Origin of the sequence: Sorangium sp. So ce1014 (assembly GCF_051521505.1) — a bacterium.
GTDB lineage: Bacteria > Myxococcota_A > Polyangia > Polyangiales > Polyangiaceae > Sorangium.
This window is the reverse complement of record NZ_CP150356.1, coordinates 10,256,218-10,270,608: the sequence shown is the minus strand read 5'-3', so window position 1 is coordinate 10,270,608 and position 14,391 is coordinate 10,256,218. Positions and strand designations below refer to the sequence as shown.

Sequence of the window (14,391 nt, the reverse complement as noted above, 5' to 3'; positions counted from 1 at the left end):
AGCTCAGGTGCCGGGAGCGCCGGCGCAGATCCAGTCGTTGATCTTCTTGATGCTCGCCTCCGGCAGGCTCGGGTCCGGGGGCGGGGGCATGCGCTTGCCGTCCGCGCAGAGGTCGACGTTGCGCAGCTTGTTGATGATGTAGCTCTCGCTCGGCTTGCCCGGCACGACGAGCACCCGGTCGGCGCAGGTCGAGCTGTCGCCGTCGACGAGCCTGCCATGGGACCCGTTCCCGCGGAGATCGAGGCCGCCGGCCGGCGGGCCGGCGTTGCCGTGGCACCCCGCGCAGGTCGTGGTCAGGATCGCCTGCACGTCGGCGAAGGTCGCGGTGTCCGCGCCGCACGCCGGATCGCCGGGAGCGGAGCCGCCCTCGCCGGTGGAGCCGCCCTCGCCGGTGGAGCCGCCCTCGCCGGTGGAGCCGCCCTCGCCGGTGGAGCCGCCTTCGCCCGTGGAGCCGCCCTCGCCGGTGGAGCCGCCCTCGCCCGTGGAGGCGCTGCTGGACGAGCTTGTCGCGCCGCCGCCCTCGCCCGTGGAGGCGCTGCTGCTTGCCGTGCTCGTGGTGCCGCCGCCCTCGCCGCCGTCATCGGAGCAGGCAGCCGCCGATAGCCCGACGGTCAGGCAGAGGGCCAGTTGAAGTGTAGTTTTGTGGAAAAGCATGGAAGACCTCATCAGTCACTGGACGTGCGCGGCGCTCGCCGCGCCATGGACTGGCCAGTAGCCTAGAGGGCCCTGTGGGTGTTCACAACGCATTTCGCGAGAAAGGCAGATGTTCACGCCTCGCGAAATGGCGGCACTGCAATGCAATGGCAGCGCTGTACCGCGCTGTTCGTCGCGCGCTATCCCGCGAGCGCCTTCGAGGAGAGCAGCTCTCCCGGATCGCGCTCTGCCATGTCCTCGAAACGCGGGAGGTCGGCGAGCCGGTGCGCGGTCGTGGCGCACGTCTCGGGGTCGCGGTCGAACGCGATCGCGCGGCCGAGGCCCTGCTTCGACACGCCCCTGAGCAGCGCGGGCGAGTGCGTCGTCGCCACGATCTGGCAGACGGAGGGCCGCGCCGCCCCCTCCAGGAGCTGCGCGAGCAGGCCGGCGCGATCGGGGTGCATGCCGGCGTCGGGGTCCTCCACGAGGAGGAGCGAGCCCTCCGGCGCGGTGAGCACGCCGGCGATCTTGCCGAGCGCGCGCAGCGCGCCGTCCGGGAGGCTCGGCGCCGGGACGCGGGTGCCGTCCTTCTCGACGAGCACCATCATCACGTCGCCGAGGCCCGTCTCCGCAAATTCGATATCGCCGATCTCGGGCGCGAAGATCGAGCTCACCCAGCCGAGCACGTCGGCCTTGTGATCGGCCTCCTGGCAGAGCCAGCGGAGCACGGCGGAGAGGTTCTGCCCCCCGGCGCCGAGGTTCTCGATCTCGTGCGGCACGTAGCCCCGCATCCGCGAAGGATCGATGTCGAGCGACAGCGTGCTCCGCATCGCGACCTGGAGCGCGTTGCAGAGCGCGATGGCGTCCGAGAGGCTCACGTCGTCGCCGCGCCCGCGGTGGTGCTCGACCTGGCCGAGCAGGCTGCGCCGCCCGGGGTTGCGATCCATCGAGGCGAGCCTCATCGAGCGGCCCTTCTTCGACGCCGCCTTCATCGCGCCGCCCGTGGAGAACCCCTCGAGGCCCCTCAGCGCCGACGCGGGCGTGTCGAAGAGCAGGCCCCCCGCCGACTTCGCCTCGAGCGACTCGTGCTCGACGATCACGTCAGGCTCGACCTGACACGTGAGCTTGTGTGTGAGCTCCTCCTTCCCTATCGTCCATCGGCTCTCGATGGTGAACGATTTGGCGCCCCTGTACGTGGCCCCCTGCGTGCCGCCGCGCAGGCCCGGCCAGATCTCGCGCCTGCCGTCGACGCGGCCGCGGAAGATGTCGCACAAGGGGAGATCCAGCCCTACGCCCTGCAAGAAGCGCAGGGCGTCGAGGAAGTTGCTCTTGCCCGAGCCGTTGGCCCCGAGCAGCAGCGTGAAGGGGGACAGCTCCACCGTTTGATCGGCGAAACTCTTGAAGTTCTTGAGTCGAATGGATGTCAGCATGCCTGGCCGCCCGCAGCTCTCCATGTAGCCAGGCAGTCGGCCGGATGTAAAGCGCCGGCCGACCGATCAACGAAAGTCGATGAGCTCGATGTCGAACACGAGCATGCCGGAGGGCGCGCCGGGGCGCGCCGGCTTCTCGCCGTACGCGAGCTCGGCAGGGATCCAGAAGCGCGTCTTCTCGCCTTTCACCATCAACTGTACGCCCTCGGTCCACCCCTTGATCACGCCGCCCAGCGGGAAGGTGACCGGCTCCTCGCGGACGATGGAGCTGTCGAACATCTTCCCGTCGGTCGTCCAGCCCGTGTAGTGCACGGTGACGCGGCTCGTCGGCTTGGGGTGCTCGGTGCCCGTGCCCTTCTGCTGGACCTGGTAGGCGAGCCCGGAGGCGGTCTTCTTCGCGGTCTTCGGCGCCGCCTTCACGTCCTTCGGCACGGGCGGAGGCTGCGGCGCGGGCGAGAAATCGAGCAGCTCGACGTCGAACACGAGCATTCCGGACGGGGCGCCCGGGCGCGTGGGCCGGTCGCCGTAGGCGAGGCTCCCCGGGATCCAGAGGCGGCGCTTCTCCCCCTTGCTCATGAGCTGGAGCGCCTCCGTCCACCCTTTGATCACGCCGCCCACCCCGAAGCTCGCCGGCTCGCCGCGCAGGACGGAGCTGTCGAACATCTTCCCGTCCGTGGTCCACCCCGTGTAGTGGACCTTCACCTTGTCGTCGGGGCCGGGATGCGCCTTGTCCGTGCCCGGCGTCAGCACCTTGAACGCGAGGCCCGAGGCCGTCTTCTGCGCGTCCGCGGGCGGCGCGGCGACGTCCGGCGGCGCGGGCAGGCCGGCGGGCTCAGGGGGCGCCTGCTGCTCGGCGGTGGGCGTCGGCGGCGCGGCAGGTACGGCCGACGCCGGGGCGTCGGCGATCGCCTGTGGGGCCGGCTTCTGATCGCAGGCGGCGAGGGGGACGGCAAGCATCGCAACAAGGACGAGGGTTCCGCGCTTCATGCGCCGCTTCATAGCTCGTCCGCCGTCGAGGGCCGGTATTTTTGTGAGGTGCGCACCGATTCCGTCGGTTGCGGACTCAGCGTCGCCGCCGGCCGTCCGTGAGCGGCGTTCGAGGGATCTCGACCCGACTACGCGGACGGTCTAGCGTGCGCACGCCATGCGGAAATCGATCTACTTTTTCGGCGGGGGGCAGGCGGACGGGGACGCACAGCAGAAGGAGCTGCTCGGTGGCAAGGGGGCGGGGCTCGCGGAGATGACCCGACTCGGCATCCCGGTGCCGCCCGGCTTCACGGTCACCACCGAAGTCTGCAACGCGTATTACGCCGCGGGCAGGGCGCTCCCCGCCGGCGTCGAGGACGAGATCAAGGCGTCGATCGGCCGGCTGGAGTCGCTGCTCGGCGCGAGGCTCGGGAGCGCCGAGGCGCCGCTGCTCGTGTCGGTCCGCTCGGGCGCGCGCGCGTCGATGCCGGGAATGATGGATACCATCCTGAACCTCGGCCTGAACGACGAGATCGCGCGCGGGCTCGCGCGGCGCACGGGCAGCGAGCGATTCGCGCTGGACGCCTACCGGCGGTTCATCCTGGCGTATGCCGATATCGTGCTCGGCGTGCCCCGCGACCGCTTCGAGGAGGCGCTCGGCCGCGCGCGCAAGCAGGCCGCCGCGCGGCTCGGCGTCGACGCGACGCGCCTGAACGCCGCCGAGCTCGAGCGCAAGGTGCCCGACTCGCTGCTCGATCCGGAGTCGCTCGCGGCGCTCATCCAGCGGCAGAAGGACATTGTCCTCGGGGCGACGGGGCGGCCATTCCCCGACGATCCGTACGCGCAGCTCTGGGGCGCGATCCGCGCCGTATTCGATAGCTGGAAGAACCACCGGGCCGAGGTGTACCGCAAGATGCACGATATCCCGGAAGCCTGGGGGACGGCGTGCAACGTCCAGGCCATGGTGTTTGGCAACCTGGGCGATGACTCCGGCACGGGCGTCGCGTTCACGCGCGATCCGTCGACCGGGGAGCGGCGCTTCTACGGCGAGTGGCTCCCCAACGCGCAGGGCGAGGACGTCGTGGCGGGGGTGCGCACGCCGCACCCGCTGTCGAGGTCCGGATCGGGCGGCGCAAACGAAGAGGACGATTGCTCGCTCGAGGCGAAGATGCCCGAGGCGTATGCGGAGCTCGTCGAGGTGCAGGGCAAGCTGGAGCAGCACTTCCGCGACATGCAGGACCTGGAGTTCACGATCCAGCAGAAGAAGCTCTTTCTGCTCCAGTGCCGCACCGGAAAGCGCACGGGCCGGGCGGCCGTGCGCATCGCGGTCGAGATGGCCAAGGAGGGCCTGATCAGCGAGCGCGAGGCGATCTTGCGGGTGGACCCGGGCTCGATCGATCAGCTGCTCCATCCGAGCATCGACGGGAGCGCGCCGAAGAGGCTGCTGGCGCGCGGCCTGCCGGCGAGCCCGGGGGCGGCGACAGGGCAGGTGGTGTTCAGCGCGGACGAGGCGGAGCGGCGCGCCGGCCAGGGCAAGGCGGTGATCCTCGTGCGGTCCGAGACGTCGCCGGAGGACATCCACGGCATGAAGGCGGCGCGCGGCATCCTGACGGCCCGCGGCGGCATGACGAGCCACGCGGCCGTCGTGGCGCGGGGGATGGGCAAGAGCTGCGTGGCCGGCTGCTCGGCCATCAGCGTGAGCCAGGGCCAGATGGCGGTGACGATCTACGACGATCACGGGCACCCGACCGACACGATCACGGTGAAGGCCGGGGACGTGATCACGCTCGACGGCGGCACTGGCACGGTCTACCTCGGGGCGGTGCCGACCGTCCCGGCGGCGCTGAGCGGCGAGTTCGAGGAGCTCATGGTCTGGGCCGACGCGGTCCGGCGCCTGCGCGTGCGGTCGAACGCCGACACGCCCCACGACGCGAGGACGGCGCGCAACTTCGGCGCGGAGGGCATCGGGCTCTGCCGCACCGAGCACATGTTCTTCGACGAGGAGCGCATCCAGGCGGTGCGCGAGATGATCCTCGCCGACGGCGAGGCGGGGCGGCGGCGCGCCCTCGCGAAGCTGCTCCCGTTTCAGCGCAGCGATTTCGTGGGTGTTTTCCGCGAGATGGCCGGTCTGCCCGTGACGATTCGCCTGCTCGATCCGCCCCTGCACGAGTTCTTGCCGCAGGACGAGGCGCAGCTCCAGCAGCTCTCGAGGGCGATGGGCGTCCCGGTGAAGGAGCTCCAGCGCAAGAACGAGGAGCTGGCCGAGTACAACCCGATGCTCGGCCACCGCGGCTGCCGGCTGGCGATCACGTCGCCCGAGATCTACGAGATGCAGGCGCGCGCCATCCTCGAGGCGGCGTGCGAGGTCGCGGCGGCGGGCATCGAGGTCGAGCCCGAGATCATGATCCCGCTCAGCATGACCCGGCGCGAGCTCGCCATCACGCGCGCGCTCGTCGAGGGGGTCGCGGAGAAGGTGTTCGCCGAGAAGGGCCGGAGGGTCGATGTCCGGTTCGGGACGATGATCGAGCTCCCGCGCGCCGCGATCGTGGCCGGCGAGCTGGCCGAGGAGGCGGAGTTCTTCAGCTTCGGCACGAACGATCTCACGCAGACGGCGCTCGGGATCTCGCGCGACGACGCGGGCCGGTTCCTCGGGGCGTACGTCGAGGCCGGCATCTTCACGAAGGATCCGTTCCAGTCGCTGGACGTGGCCGGCGTCGGGGCGCTCGTGGAGATGGGTCGGGATCGGGGGCGCGCGGCGCGGCCCGGGCTGACGCTCGGTATCTGCGGCGAGCACGGCGGCGACCCGAGCTCGATTGCGTTCTTCGAGCGGGCCGGGCTCGATTACGTGTCCTGCTCGCCGTTCCGCGTCCCGGTCGCCCGCCTCGCGGCCGCGCAGGCGGCGCTCGCGGCCGGGTCGTCGAGGGGTCCGCGCGCGACGGACTGACCATCACCTCTCCAGGACATACGCCCGCTGAGCGGCGCGACATCCGTTCTCACGAGCGTGCTTTGCGCGTTCGCGAGCGTACTTTGGTGTCGCGCCGGTTCTGCTAATACACGCTCCTCGCTGTTCATCGCCGGTGTCCGGCTTGGCGCACCTGCCCGCTCAAGCTGCTCCGCCGCGCGCTGGCGACTGGAGGTCTCATGCGTCATCTCGGCGTCTCCTCTGCGCTCCTCGCTGTTCTGGGGGCCGTGGCCTCGGGTGCGTTCGTCGCGGTCGGCTGCCATGCTTCGGGTTCGCGCCACGATCCCGGCGCGTTCGTCGCGGCCGCCGGCGGCGGCGGAGGAGAAGGAGGCGACGGCGGCGCCGCCGCCGGCGACAGCGGGGGCGCTCCTCCGGAGCCCGGCTTCGGCGGGGCGATCTACGCCGGCGAGGACGCCGGGGTCGTCGATGGAGCCGTGAACCCGTGCGGGACCGAGTGCGGGCCGGAGGAGCTCTGCGATCTCAACCACCTCGGCCTCGACGATGACTGCGACGGTCAGGTCGACGAGACGTGCTCCTGCGTCGCGGGGCAAGCGCACGCGTGCTTCATGGGCGATCCGTCGTACCGCGCCGTGGAGGGGTGCTTCTCGGGGACCGAGCTGTGCACCGAGGTCGGCGTGTGGGGGCCGTGCCTCGGCGGCCGCCACGCGACCGAGGCCTGCTTCAACGAGAGCCCCGCGGGCTGCCACGCGCTGCAGGCGCCGCCGTTCGCCGACGTGGACCTGAAGGAGGGGACAGGCACGTTCAGCGCGGACGCGGAGCCCGGCTCGGAGACGTGGACCGTCGTTTGCCCGGCGGGCATCGAGCCGTGTCCCGCGGTGTCTGGAGCGGACCCGGCGGACGACTACAAGCCGCTCCAGTCGGGGGAGTACAAGGTCGTTTACTCGAAGCGCCTCGCGGACGGCACGACCAGCTCCTGCGAGTATGCCCTTTACGTCGGCGCGCCCGGCCTGCGGGTCGAGCTCGAGTGGGAGCACGACCTCGGCGGCGACGGGGTGGATCTCGATCTGCACCTGCACCAGCCGAACGATACGCAGCCGTGGCGGGTCGGCGGCTCGCCGAGCGATTGCGGCTACAACAACTGCACGGTGGAGATGCTGGAGTCGGATCCGGAGATCCGCTGGTTCAGCGACACGGCGTCGCCGCCGGAGCCGGTGAGCTGGTTTCTGGACCCGGTGGAGGCCAGGAACACCTGCTATTCCGCCCCTCGCGGCGCCGGGCAGGCGTGGCGCGCCCTCGGCCGGGGGTGCCACAACCCGCGGCTCGACATCGACAACATCACGTGCGATCCCGGCGTCACGGACCCGAACAGCGGCGATTTCTGCGCGCCCGAGAACATCAACGTCGATTTCCCGCCGCTCGGCCAGTGGACGCGGATCGGCGTCCATTATTACTCGAGCCACGGCCGGGATTACGCGGTTCACCCGCGGGTCAAGATCTTCTGCCACGGCGCCCTCGGGGCAGATCTCGGCCCGACGGGGTTCTACGATCCGGAGGCGCCGGTCACGTTCTCGTCGAGCGACGGGAGCGCGCGGTACTGGCTCGTCGCCGACGTGGCGTTCGTCGATGGGGGCGAGTGCGGGGAGGACACCTGCGTGGTGAGGCCGCTGTACGAGGACGAGGCGGTGAAGCTCCCGCTGCTGACGACGCGGTCGTTCGTGGAGTCGAGCGTCGGTCCGGGGTACCCGCCCCCGCCCTGAGCGCGGGGCCCCTGGCGCGGGGCGGCGGGCGCGCGCGGAGGGGGCGGCCTGCGGGCCGGCGCGGGGGCGCCGGCAGCGCGGCGCGCGGGCGCTTTACAGGGAAGGCGGGGCGGTGCACGCTACCGGCATGGGCATCTTCGACCGCATGGGAAAGGTCATCTCGAGCAACGTCAACGCGCTCCTCGACAAGGCGGAAGATCCGAAAAAGTCGCTGGATCTCATCGTCGAGGAGATGAAGGACCAGGTCCGCGCGGCGCGGAAGGAGCTGGTCGACGCGGTAGCGGCCGAGAAGGTGCTGCGCAAGAAGGTCGATGAGCTCGACGCCGAGGCGGAGAAGTGGGAGAAGCGCGCCGAGCTCGCGCTGAAGGCGAACGACGAGAAGCTCGCGCGCGAGGCGCTCGTCCAGAAGAAGCGGGTCGTGGGCGAGCGCGACCGGGCCGAGGCGATGCGCGCGGAGCAGCGGTCCGCGGTCATCTCGATGAAGGCCGAGCTCGAGCGCATGGAGGCGAAGCAGGAGGAGTTCCAGGCGCGGAAGGGCACGCTCGCGGCGCAGATCCAGCAGAGCCGCGCCGGCGGCGGCGCCGAGGGGCTCGGGTCGCGGAGCGGACAGAGCGCCTTCTCCGAGTTCCGGCGCATGGAGGAGCAGGTCGAGGGGCAGGTGGCGCAGGTCGCGGCGTCGCGCGAGGTGGAGGAGGCGATCTCCGGCGGCGGGCTGTCGGCGGCCGAGCTGGAGGCGAAGTTCGCCCATCTCGAGCACGGCCGCGGCAGCGCGGGCAGCGCCGGCGGCGCGGACAGGCCCGGCGGCGCGGCGGTCGATGATGAGCTCGCCGCGCTGAAGAAGAAGATCCGGATCGGGTCCTGAGGGGCTGAGGGGGAGAGCGGCCGCACCACGGACCGGCGGGGGCTGCCTGCTCACGCCGAGGCGCGCGGGCGCGGGCGACAGCGCCGAGGGGCGCGTCGGGGGCCGTCCGGGTCGCTTCGTTCTGCGTGCCTGGGGCTCATGTTACGCTCCCACGCATCGCAGAGAGCTGAGGTGCGAATGAAGTGGACATCGATTGTCTTTGCTGGATGCTTGCTGGTTGCCTGCGGGGAAGATGAGCCCAACCCGGGCAGCGGCGGCGCGGGCGGCCATGCCGAGGGCGGCGGCGGCGATGCCGCCGAGGGCGGCGGCGGCGCGGGCGGCCATGCCGAGGGCGGCGGCGGCCATGCCGAGGGCGGCGGCGGCGCGGGCGGCCATGCCGAAGGCGGCGGCGGCGCGGGCGGCCATGCCGAAGGCGGCGGCGGCGCGGGCGGCCATGCCGAGGGCGGCGGCGGCGCAGGCGGCCATGCCGAGGGCGGGGGCGGCGCGGGCGGCCATGCCGAGGGCGGCGGCGGCGGCGCGGGCGGCGGCGGCCTCGCCTCGGTGGAGCTCGCGATTGCAGCGGACGAATACGCCACGGCGGGCTGCGCGACGTTCGTCGCCGGGGCCTGGGGCGTGGGGGAAACCGACTTCAGCGACGGCGAGCCCACGAACGACGAGTGCGCCCTGGTGCCCGTGATGGCGGACGGGGAGCCCTTCTGGATCGCGTCGCGCGAGTTCGAGGGCGACATCCATCTCGAGGGGCTGGAGCACAGCTTCTCGACCGCCGCGGCGTTGATATCCGAGACAAGCTACTCGCTCGTCCTCCTCAACTTCACCTTCGAGGAGATCTTCTCCGGCAGCCTCACCGTGACGTACCTGACGGACGATACCGTCACCCTCTCCATCGAGTAGAGCTCGTCCTTTGAGGAGCGGGAGGCGGGAGCGGAACGGGAGGCGGGAGCGGTGAGCGACGAGGTCTCCCCGTGCTCACCGCGACCGTCGAGAGCCGCGAGAGCTACGAACGATGCTACTCGTACGCCCACAGGACGAGGAACTTCGTCGTGTTGCTCCCCGGATTGAACGCGTCACCCTCGTGGATGCTCGCCGTGAACTTGATCGCTCGGTTGTTGTTGATCAGCGACGCGCTGTGCCCGATAGAGCCATTGTGGCCATCGATCTGGACGGAGACCGTGCCGGGGATGATCTTTCTCCCATCGCCGAGCTGCTTGTAGCAGCCCCGCGTACCGGGCCAACCGCTGTTGCAGGTCACCGGCACGACAGCGATGCTGAACTCCTGCTCCGCCTCTCCCACGGGCTCATCGCCCTCCTGCGCGATCTCTCCCAGGGCCTCATCGCCCTCCTGCGCGATGCAGCCCGTGAGCGCCATGGAAGCGGAGAGGGCGAGAGCTCCGCCCGCTCTCATGAGAAGCTGCATGCCTCGCCCCTTCCCGCTCGACCGGGCGACGGTGATGCCGTCCTGGCCTTCGAGGAGCATGCCGCCGTCGTTCTTGATGTCGTGTGTCATGTGCTGTCTCCGTTCATGTTGACTGCGTTTTGTGAGTCGCGAAGGCGATGACGAGGGCGATGTGGCTCGAGACGGGTCGTCGCGAGCTCATGGCCTCTGTCCCTTCGAGTTCTGACGAGACGCCCCGCGGCGAGCGGGGGGCGCGCCGGGCGTGGGCGAATCAGGGGACGGAGCGGCCGACCGTCTCGGCCTTCGCCCACATCTGCGCGACGCCCTCGGCTCCGTCGTAGAGCCCGTGGATGAGCTGCTGCCCACCCGGAAGCGCCTCGACGTGCTTGAGGAAATCCGGGAAGAGCCCGATGTGGGCGACCCCCTCCTCGTTGTAATCCCACGAGCGGCTCCCCATCCGGGCCCGGGGGAAGCTTGCATAGTCGACGCACGCGTCCGCGGCCGGATCGGCACATCGGTAGACGATCTCCATGGCCTGCGTACAGAACGTGCGCGTCGCGGCCTGGACACCGGCTCGGCTGTATTCGGCGGGCGTCGGCGCCTTGTAAGAGCAGGATGGCCTGCCTTCGCAAGCCTCTGCGACGAGGCCCGTGAGGTTGCCGCTGGTCTGGATGTCGAGGCAGCCGATCCGCGCGGAGCGCACGTCGATCTCGCCGCCTGTGCACCGGAGCTGGGCGGGCGGGTGCCCCCAGGCGTCGCCAGGCACCCTCACCACCTGGTTCCGGGGCGCCTGGCACTCGGGAGAGCGCGGCATGACGACCATCCCGTTGACGTCCGAGCCGAGGGTGATCTGGAGCGGCTTGCCACCCGACGTGATCGCCGCCACGGCGGCAGCGTCCCGCAGGAAGCTCCGTGCGCTGGAGCCGCCGAAGCCGACGCCCGCGAGCCCGCCGCGCGCGGCAATCTCCCTGTACTGGGCGTCCGTGCGGCCATTCTCGTTGCCGCTCGATCCGCGGAGCCCGTTGTGACCCGAGACGAGCGGATACGCGCCGCCGGGCGTCGAGCGGGTGAACGCCAGCACGTCGCCCACCATCCTCTGGGACATGTGATCGATGTCGATGATCATCCCGAGCTTCATCATCTCGTGGATGGCGGCGCGGCCCAGGGGCAAGAGCCCCAGCCGGTTCTTGTGACCTTCACCCGCCTGGCAGCCCGGGAGCGGGATGTGGCCGCCGGCGTCGCCCAGCTTCATCAACTTGAAGAGATCGTTCCCCGACTGGATCTGCTTCGTGATGCCCTCTCCGCGCGAGCACTCGAGGTCCCACCACTTCCCCGTCTGGAAGCGGTTGGCGCGCGCCACCTCGTCCTCGTAGGCGGCGGCGCCGCCGAAGAGGCTGTCCGTGAGGTGGACCGGGAACATGTAGCGCACGCCGAGGCCATGCAGGCGCCTGATCTCGGCGCGGATCTGGGCCTCCGTGGGCGCGGCGCTGTTCCACACGAAGTTGCCGATGTCGTCCAGCTCGACACCGACGATCACCGCGAGCTTGTTCTGCTCGACGATGCGCCGGAGGTCGCGGGCCGAACGCGCGATCTCCATCCACTGGCTGTGCTTGCCGACGAAGCGGACGAGCTCCCGGATCTGGAGATCGCCCGACTCCCTGTCATCGATGGGTGGGTTCGCCTCGATGCCGTGCGCGAGCGTGCGGCTGTTGACGGCCAGCGCGACCATCACCCGGAGCCCACCCTCCTTCGCGCGCTGGATCCAGTCGACCCACATCTGCTGGTGCAGGATGTCGTTATGCGCAGGGAAGTGCGCGAACGTCGGATAGCCCACGGGACGCTCGACCTCGAACGAGCGGATGCCGTGGGAACTCGCCAGCTCCCCGAGCACGATCTGGCGGACGTGATTCCCGCACTTGTTCGTGAAGAGATCGAGCCCTCGGTGCGTGCTGTAGCTGGTCCCCAGCGCCTCCGCGACGCTGGCGGCGCGCCGCATCGAGGCGTTGCAGGTGGCGCCCGATAGGCCCTGTCCGGCGGGATCGTAGATGGTGCCCGGCGCCATGAGCACGTCGACGTCGGGGGCGCCGTGGAGCACGTGCCCGCCGAAGCCGAGGTGCGCCATCGGGTGGGTGTGGAGATCGGCGAACCCGCGCAGCGGCCGGCCGGAGGCGTTCAGCGCGGGATCGAAGATCGGCGAACGTCGCGCCTGCGCGCTCGCCGGACCGGAGGCCGCGAGCGTCAGCGCGACCGCGGCGAGCGCGATCCAGGTCTTGTCCAGCGCAGGAGCTGTCATCGAGGTGGTCCTCTTCATGGCGAATGATCCTTCAGCGGTTCGCGAGCGCCGGAGCTCGTGCGAGTACCCACTTCGGTGCTGAGGGGGTACCGCATGGCCGGAGACACCATAAGGGCAAATCTTCTTGCCCCCGCTCCGCTCGCCGCCGCGCTCCGCCGTTACACGGGCGCTTCGAGCAGCTCGAGGGTGACCTTCGCGCCGCCCTCCAGGAGGTTGCCGCGCAGGACGAGCCCACCGCTCGATTCCACCATGCCGGTCACGAAGCCGAGCCCCTGTCCGGAGCCACCGGGCTTCGGGCTCGGCGTGTCCAGGAAGCCCGGGCCGTCGTCCTTCACCTCGATGGCGACCCGTCCGCCGCCCAGCGGGCGCGCGTCGAGCGTCACCCTCGAGGCCCCGCGCTCGCCGGTCCCCTCGCACGCGTTGACAAGGAGGTTCAGGAGCACCCGCTCCAGCACGTCGTGCCCCCCCGCGAACAGGACCGCGGTGCGCTCCGCGCCCTCCGTGACATCGACCCTCACCGCCTTGTAACGCCACCGGACGACCCGGAGGGCGCCGCGCGCCGCCTCGCCGACCTCGGCGGGGGTCGTCGCGCGCAGCGCGTCGAGCTCGCGCACCGTCCGCTCGCGGATGTGCCCCATGGCCGAGGCGACCTCCTCGATGCTCTCGCGGAGCTGCGCGAGCTTCCGCAGCATGCGCGCGGCGCTCGCGGACTCGACCCGGAAGAGCTCGCGCTGCAGGAGCTCCGTGTCGATGAGGGCGGCAGAGAGCGAGGTCTTCACGTCGTGGTGTTCGTGCAGCACGACGCTCAGGTTCCGCTGCGCACGCTCGGCGCGCAGCGTGGAGCTCGCCCCGAGCTCGACGACGCGGAGCGTGCGCAGCGTGACGAGGAAGGCCGCGCAGGCGGCCGTCAGGAGCAGCATCAAGAACAGCGAGGCCATTGCCCAGAAATTGTCGCGGCCGCCGTTCAGCACGCGGTCGATTACGAGGAGCACGACCGCGGAGAGCACATTCGCCGCCGCCGCGAGGAGGACCGCCCGGCGGACGAGCCGGAACGCGCTCGAGGACACCGTGATGAGGAGCGCGGTCATGTCGGGGATCTGCAATATTCCCGGGTAACCCTCCCACGGCCAGATCACGTTCGGCAGGAGCGCCACGAAGCACAGGAGCGCGTCGACGCCGACCGAGACGAGGAGCAGGCGGGGGGAGGCATCGACTCGCCGGCTCCTCCGCCACAGGTACATGGAGGCGGCGACCGCGCCGAGGAGCAGCGGAACCTCGATGAGGGCGCGATGGTAGAAGCCTGGCAACGTCAGGCCGCCGACGGCGATGAACCGCGCGAGGAGGGCCGCGCAGAAGACACTCCGTGCGATCGAGGCGGTGCGCTCGCCCCGCAGCGCCTCGCGCGTGATGAGGGCGTCGAGCTGATCGCCGGTCAGCAGCGCCGGGAGGCTGGCCTGCTCCGCCGCTTTCAGACTAGGCGCCCCCATCGAGTGGAGCCATGCTACCACACAATGCTACGCTGGCTTGTCGTGGAGGACGACGCGAGGCTCAGACGCGCGCTGGGCGAGGCCCTCGAGGTGCGCGGCGTCGAGGTCCTCGCCTGCGCGTCGGTGGCCGAGGCGTATCGCGCGCTCGCGGACGGGGCGTTTCAAGGGATCATCGCCGACGTGACGCTCCCCGACGGGAGCGCCGTCGACGTCGTGGAGCGGGCAATGGCCTGTGCTGTCGCGCCGGCCATCGTGGCCATCAGCGGATCGGCGAGCCCGGCGGTATCGTTCCGTCTCGCCCAGATGGGCGTGCGCTCGTTTCTGGCCAAGCCGCTGCGCCTCGAGGAGCTCGATCGCGCGATCGACGACGCGCTGGCCCGTCCGCCCGATCTCCGCCCGCAGGTGCGCGCAGCCGTGGGGCGGACCTCGATCCAGGATGTCGAGGAGCAGGTCCGCACCATCATGGTCGACGAGGCGCTCGCGCGCGCCGGAGGGAGCCGGCGGAAGGCGGCGCAGCTCCTGAACATCTCGCGCCAGCTGCTCCAGCACATCCTCCGGCGGCGGTCGTAGGCGGTCGTAGGCGGTCGTAGACGGAAACCCGCGCCACGAAAATACGGCGAGGTTCGACGCGTGCCTGTGCTACAGCG

11 protein-coding genes are annotated in these 14,391 nt (G+C 70.8%); 5 read left to right on the top strand and 6 right to left on the bottom strand.

The window, feature by feature from the left end; translation table 11 throughout:
- Positions 1-3 precede the first annotated feature (3 nt).
- From WME75_RS38950 to WME75_RS38940, 3 genes are all read right to left on the bottom strand, one after another.
- Complete coding sequence (locus tag WME75_RS38950) at positions 4-654, bottom strand: PE-PGRS family protein (protein ID WP_437481667.1); 651 nt, start codon at positions 652-654, stop codon at positions 4-6.
- A 179-nt stretch (positions 655-833) separates the two neighbouring features.
- Entirely contained in the window at positions 834-2,063 is a 1,230-nt protein-coding gene (locus tag WME75_RS38945; protein WP_437481666.1) for an AAA family ATPase, read from the bottom strand.
- Positions 2,064-2,129: 66 nt separating this feature from the next.
- A complete protein-coding gene (locus WME75_RS38940; RefSeq protein WP_437481665.1) occupies positions 2,130-3,050 on the bottom strand; it encodes an FKBP-type peptidyl-prolyl cis-trans isomerase in 921 nt (306 codons plus the stop codon).
- A 157-nt stretch (positions 3,051-3,207) separates the two neighbouring features.
- Here WME75_RS38940 and ppdK point away from each other — a divergent pair, with 157 nt between their 5' ends.
- The 4 genes from ppdK (at position 3,208) to WME75_RS38920 (ending at position 9,462) form a co-directional block, all read left to right on the top strand.
- Entirely contained in the window at positions 3,208-5,973 is a 2,766-nt protein-coding gene (gene ppdK / locus WME75_RS38935; protein ID WP_437481664.1) for a pyruvate, phosphate dikinase, read from the top strand.
- 197 nt (positions 5,974-6,170) lie between these two features.
- Positions 6,171-7,709, top strand: coding sequence for a hypothetical protein (locus tag WME75_RS38930; protein WP_437481663.1), 1,539 nt, complete (start codon positions 6,171-6,173; stop codon positions 7,707-7,709).
- Positions 7,710-7,821: 112 nt separating this feature from the next.
- The gene (locus WME75_RS38925; RefSeq protein WP_437481662.1) at positions 7,822-8,571 is read left to right on the top strand and encodes a PspA/IM30 family protein; all 750 of its coding nucleotides are present in this window, start codon (positions 7,822-7,824) and stop codon (positions 8,569-8,571) included.
- 177 nt (positions 8,572-8,748) lie between these two features.
- Positions 8,749-9,462, top strand: a complete 714-nt coding sequence (locus WME75_RS38920; RefSeq protein WP_437481661.1) for a hypothetical protein — start codon at positions 8,749-8,751, stop codon at positions 9,460-9,462.
- Between the two features lie 115 nt (positions 9,463-9,577).
- On the opposite strand, the gene WME75_RS38915 is transcribed toward WME75_RS38920, so the two are convergent.
- The 3 genes from WME75_RS38915 to WME75_RS38905 all read right to left on the bottom strand — a co-directional run bounded on the left by WME75_RS38915 (position 9,578) and on the right by WME75_RS38905 (position 13,744).
- A complete protein-coding gene (locus WME75_RS38915; RefSeq protein WP_437481660.1) occupies positions 9,578-10,075 on the bottom strand; it encodes a hypothetical protein in 498 nt (165 codons plus the stop codon).
- A 160-nt stretch (positions 10,076-10,235) separates the two neighbouring features.
- Entirely contained in the window at positions 10,236-12,275 is a 2,040-nt protein-coding gene (locus WME75_RS38910; protein WP_437481659.1) for a membrane dipeptidase, read from the bottom strand.
- 140 nt (positions 12,276-12,415) lie between these two features.
- Positions 12,416-13,744, bottom strand: a complete 1,329-nt coding sequence (locus WME75_RS38905) for an ATP-binding protein (RefSeq protein ID WP_437481658.1) — start codon at positions 13,742-13,744, stop codon at positions 12,416-12,418.
- A gap of 24 nt (positions 13,745-13,768) precedes the next feature.
- Here WME75_RS38905 and WME75_RS38900 point away from each other — a divergent pair, with 24 nt between their 5' ends.
- Positions 13,769-14,314 carry a response regulator gene (locus tag WME75_RS38900; RefSeq protein WP_437481657.1) on the top strand — a complete coding sequence of 182 codons (546 nt, stop codon included), beginning with the start codon at positions 13,769-13,771 and terminating at the stop codon, positions 14,312-14,314.
- Positions 14,315-14,391: the final 77 nt, after the last annotated feature.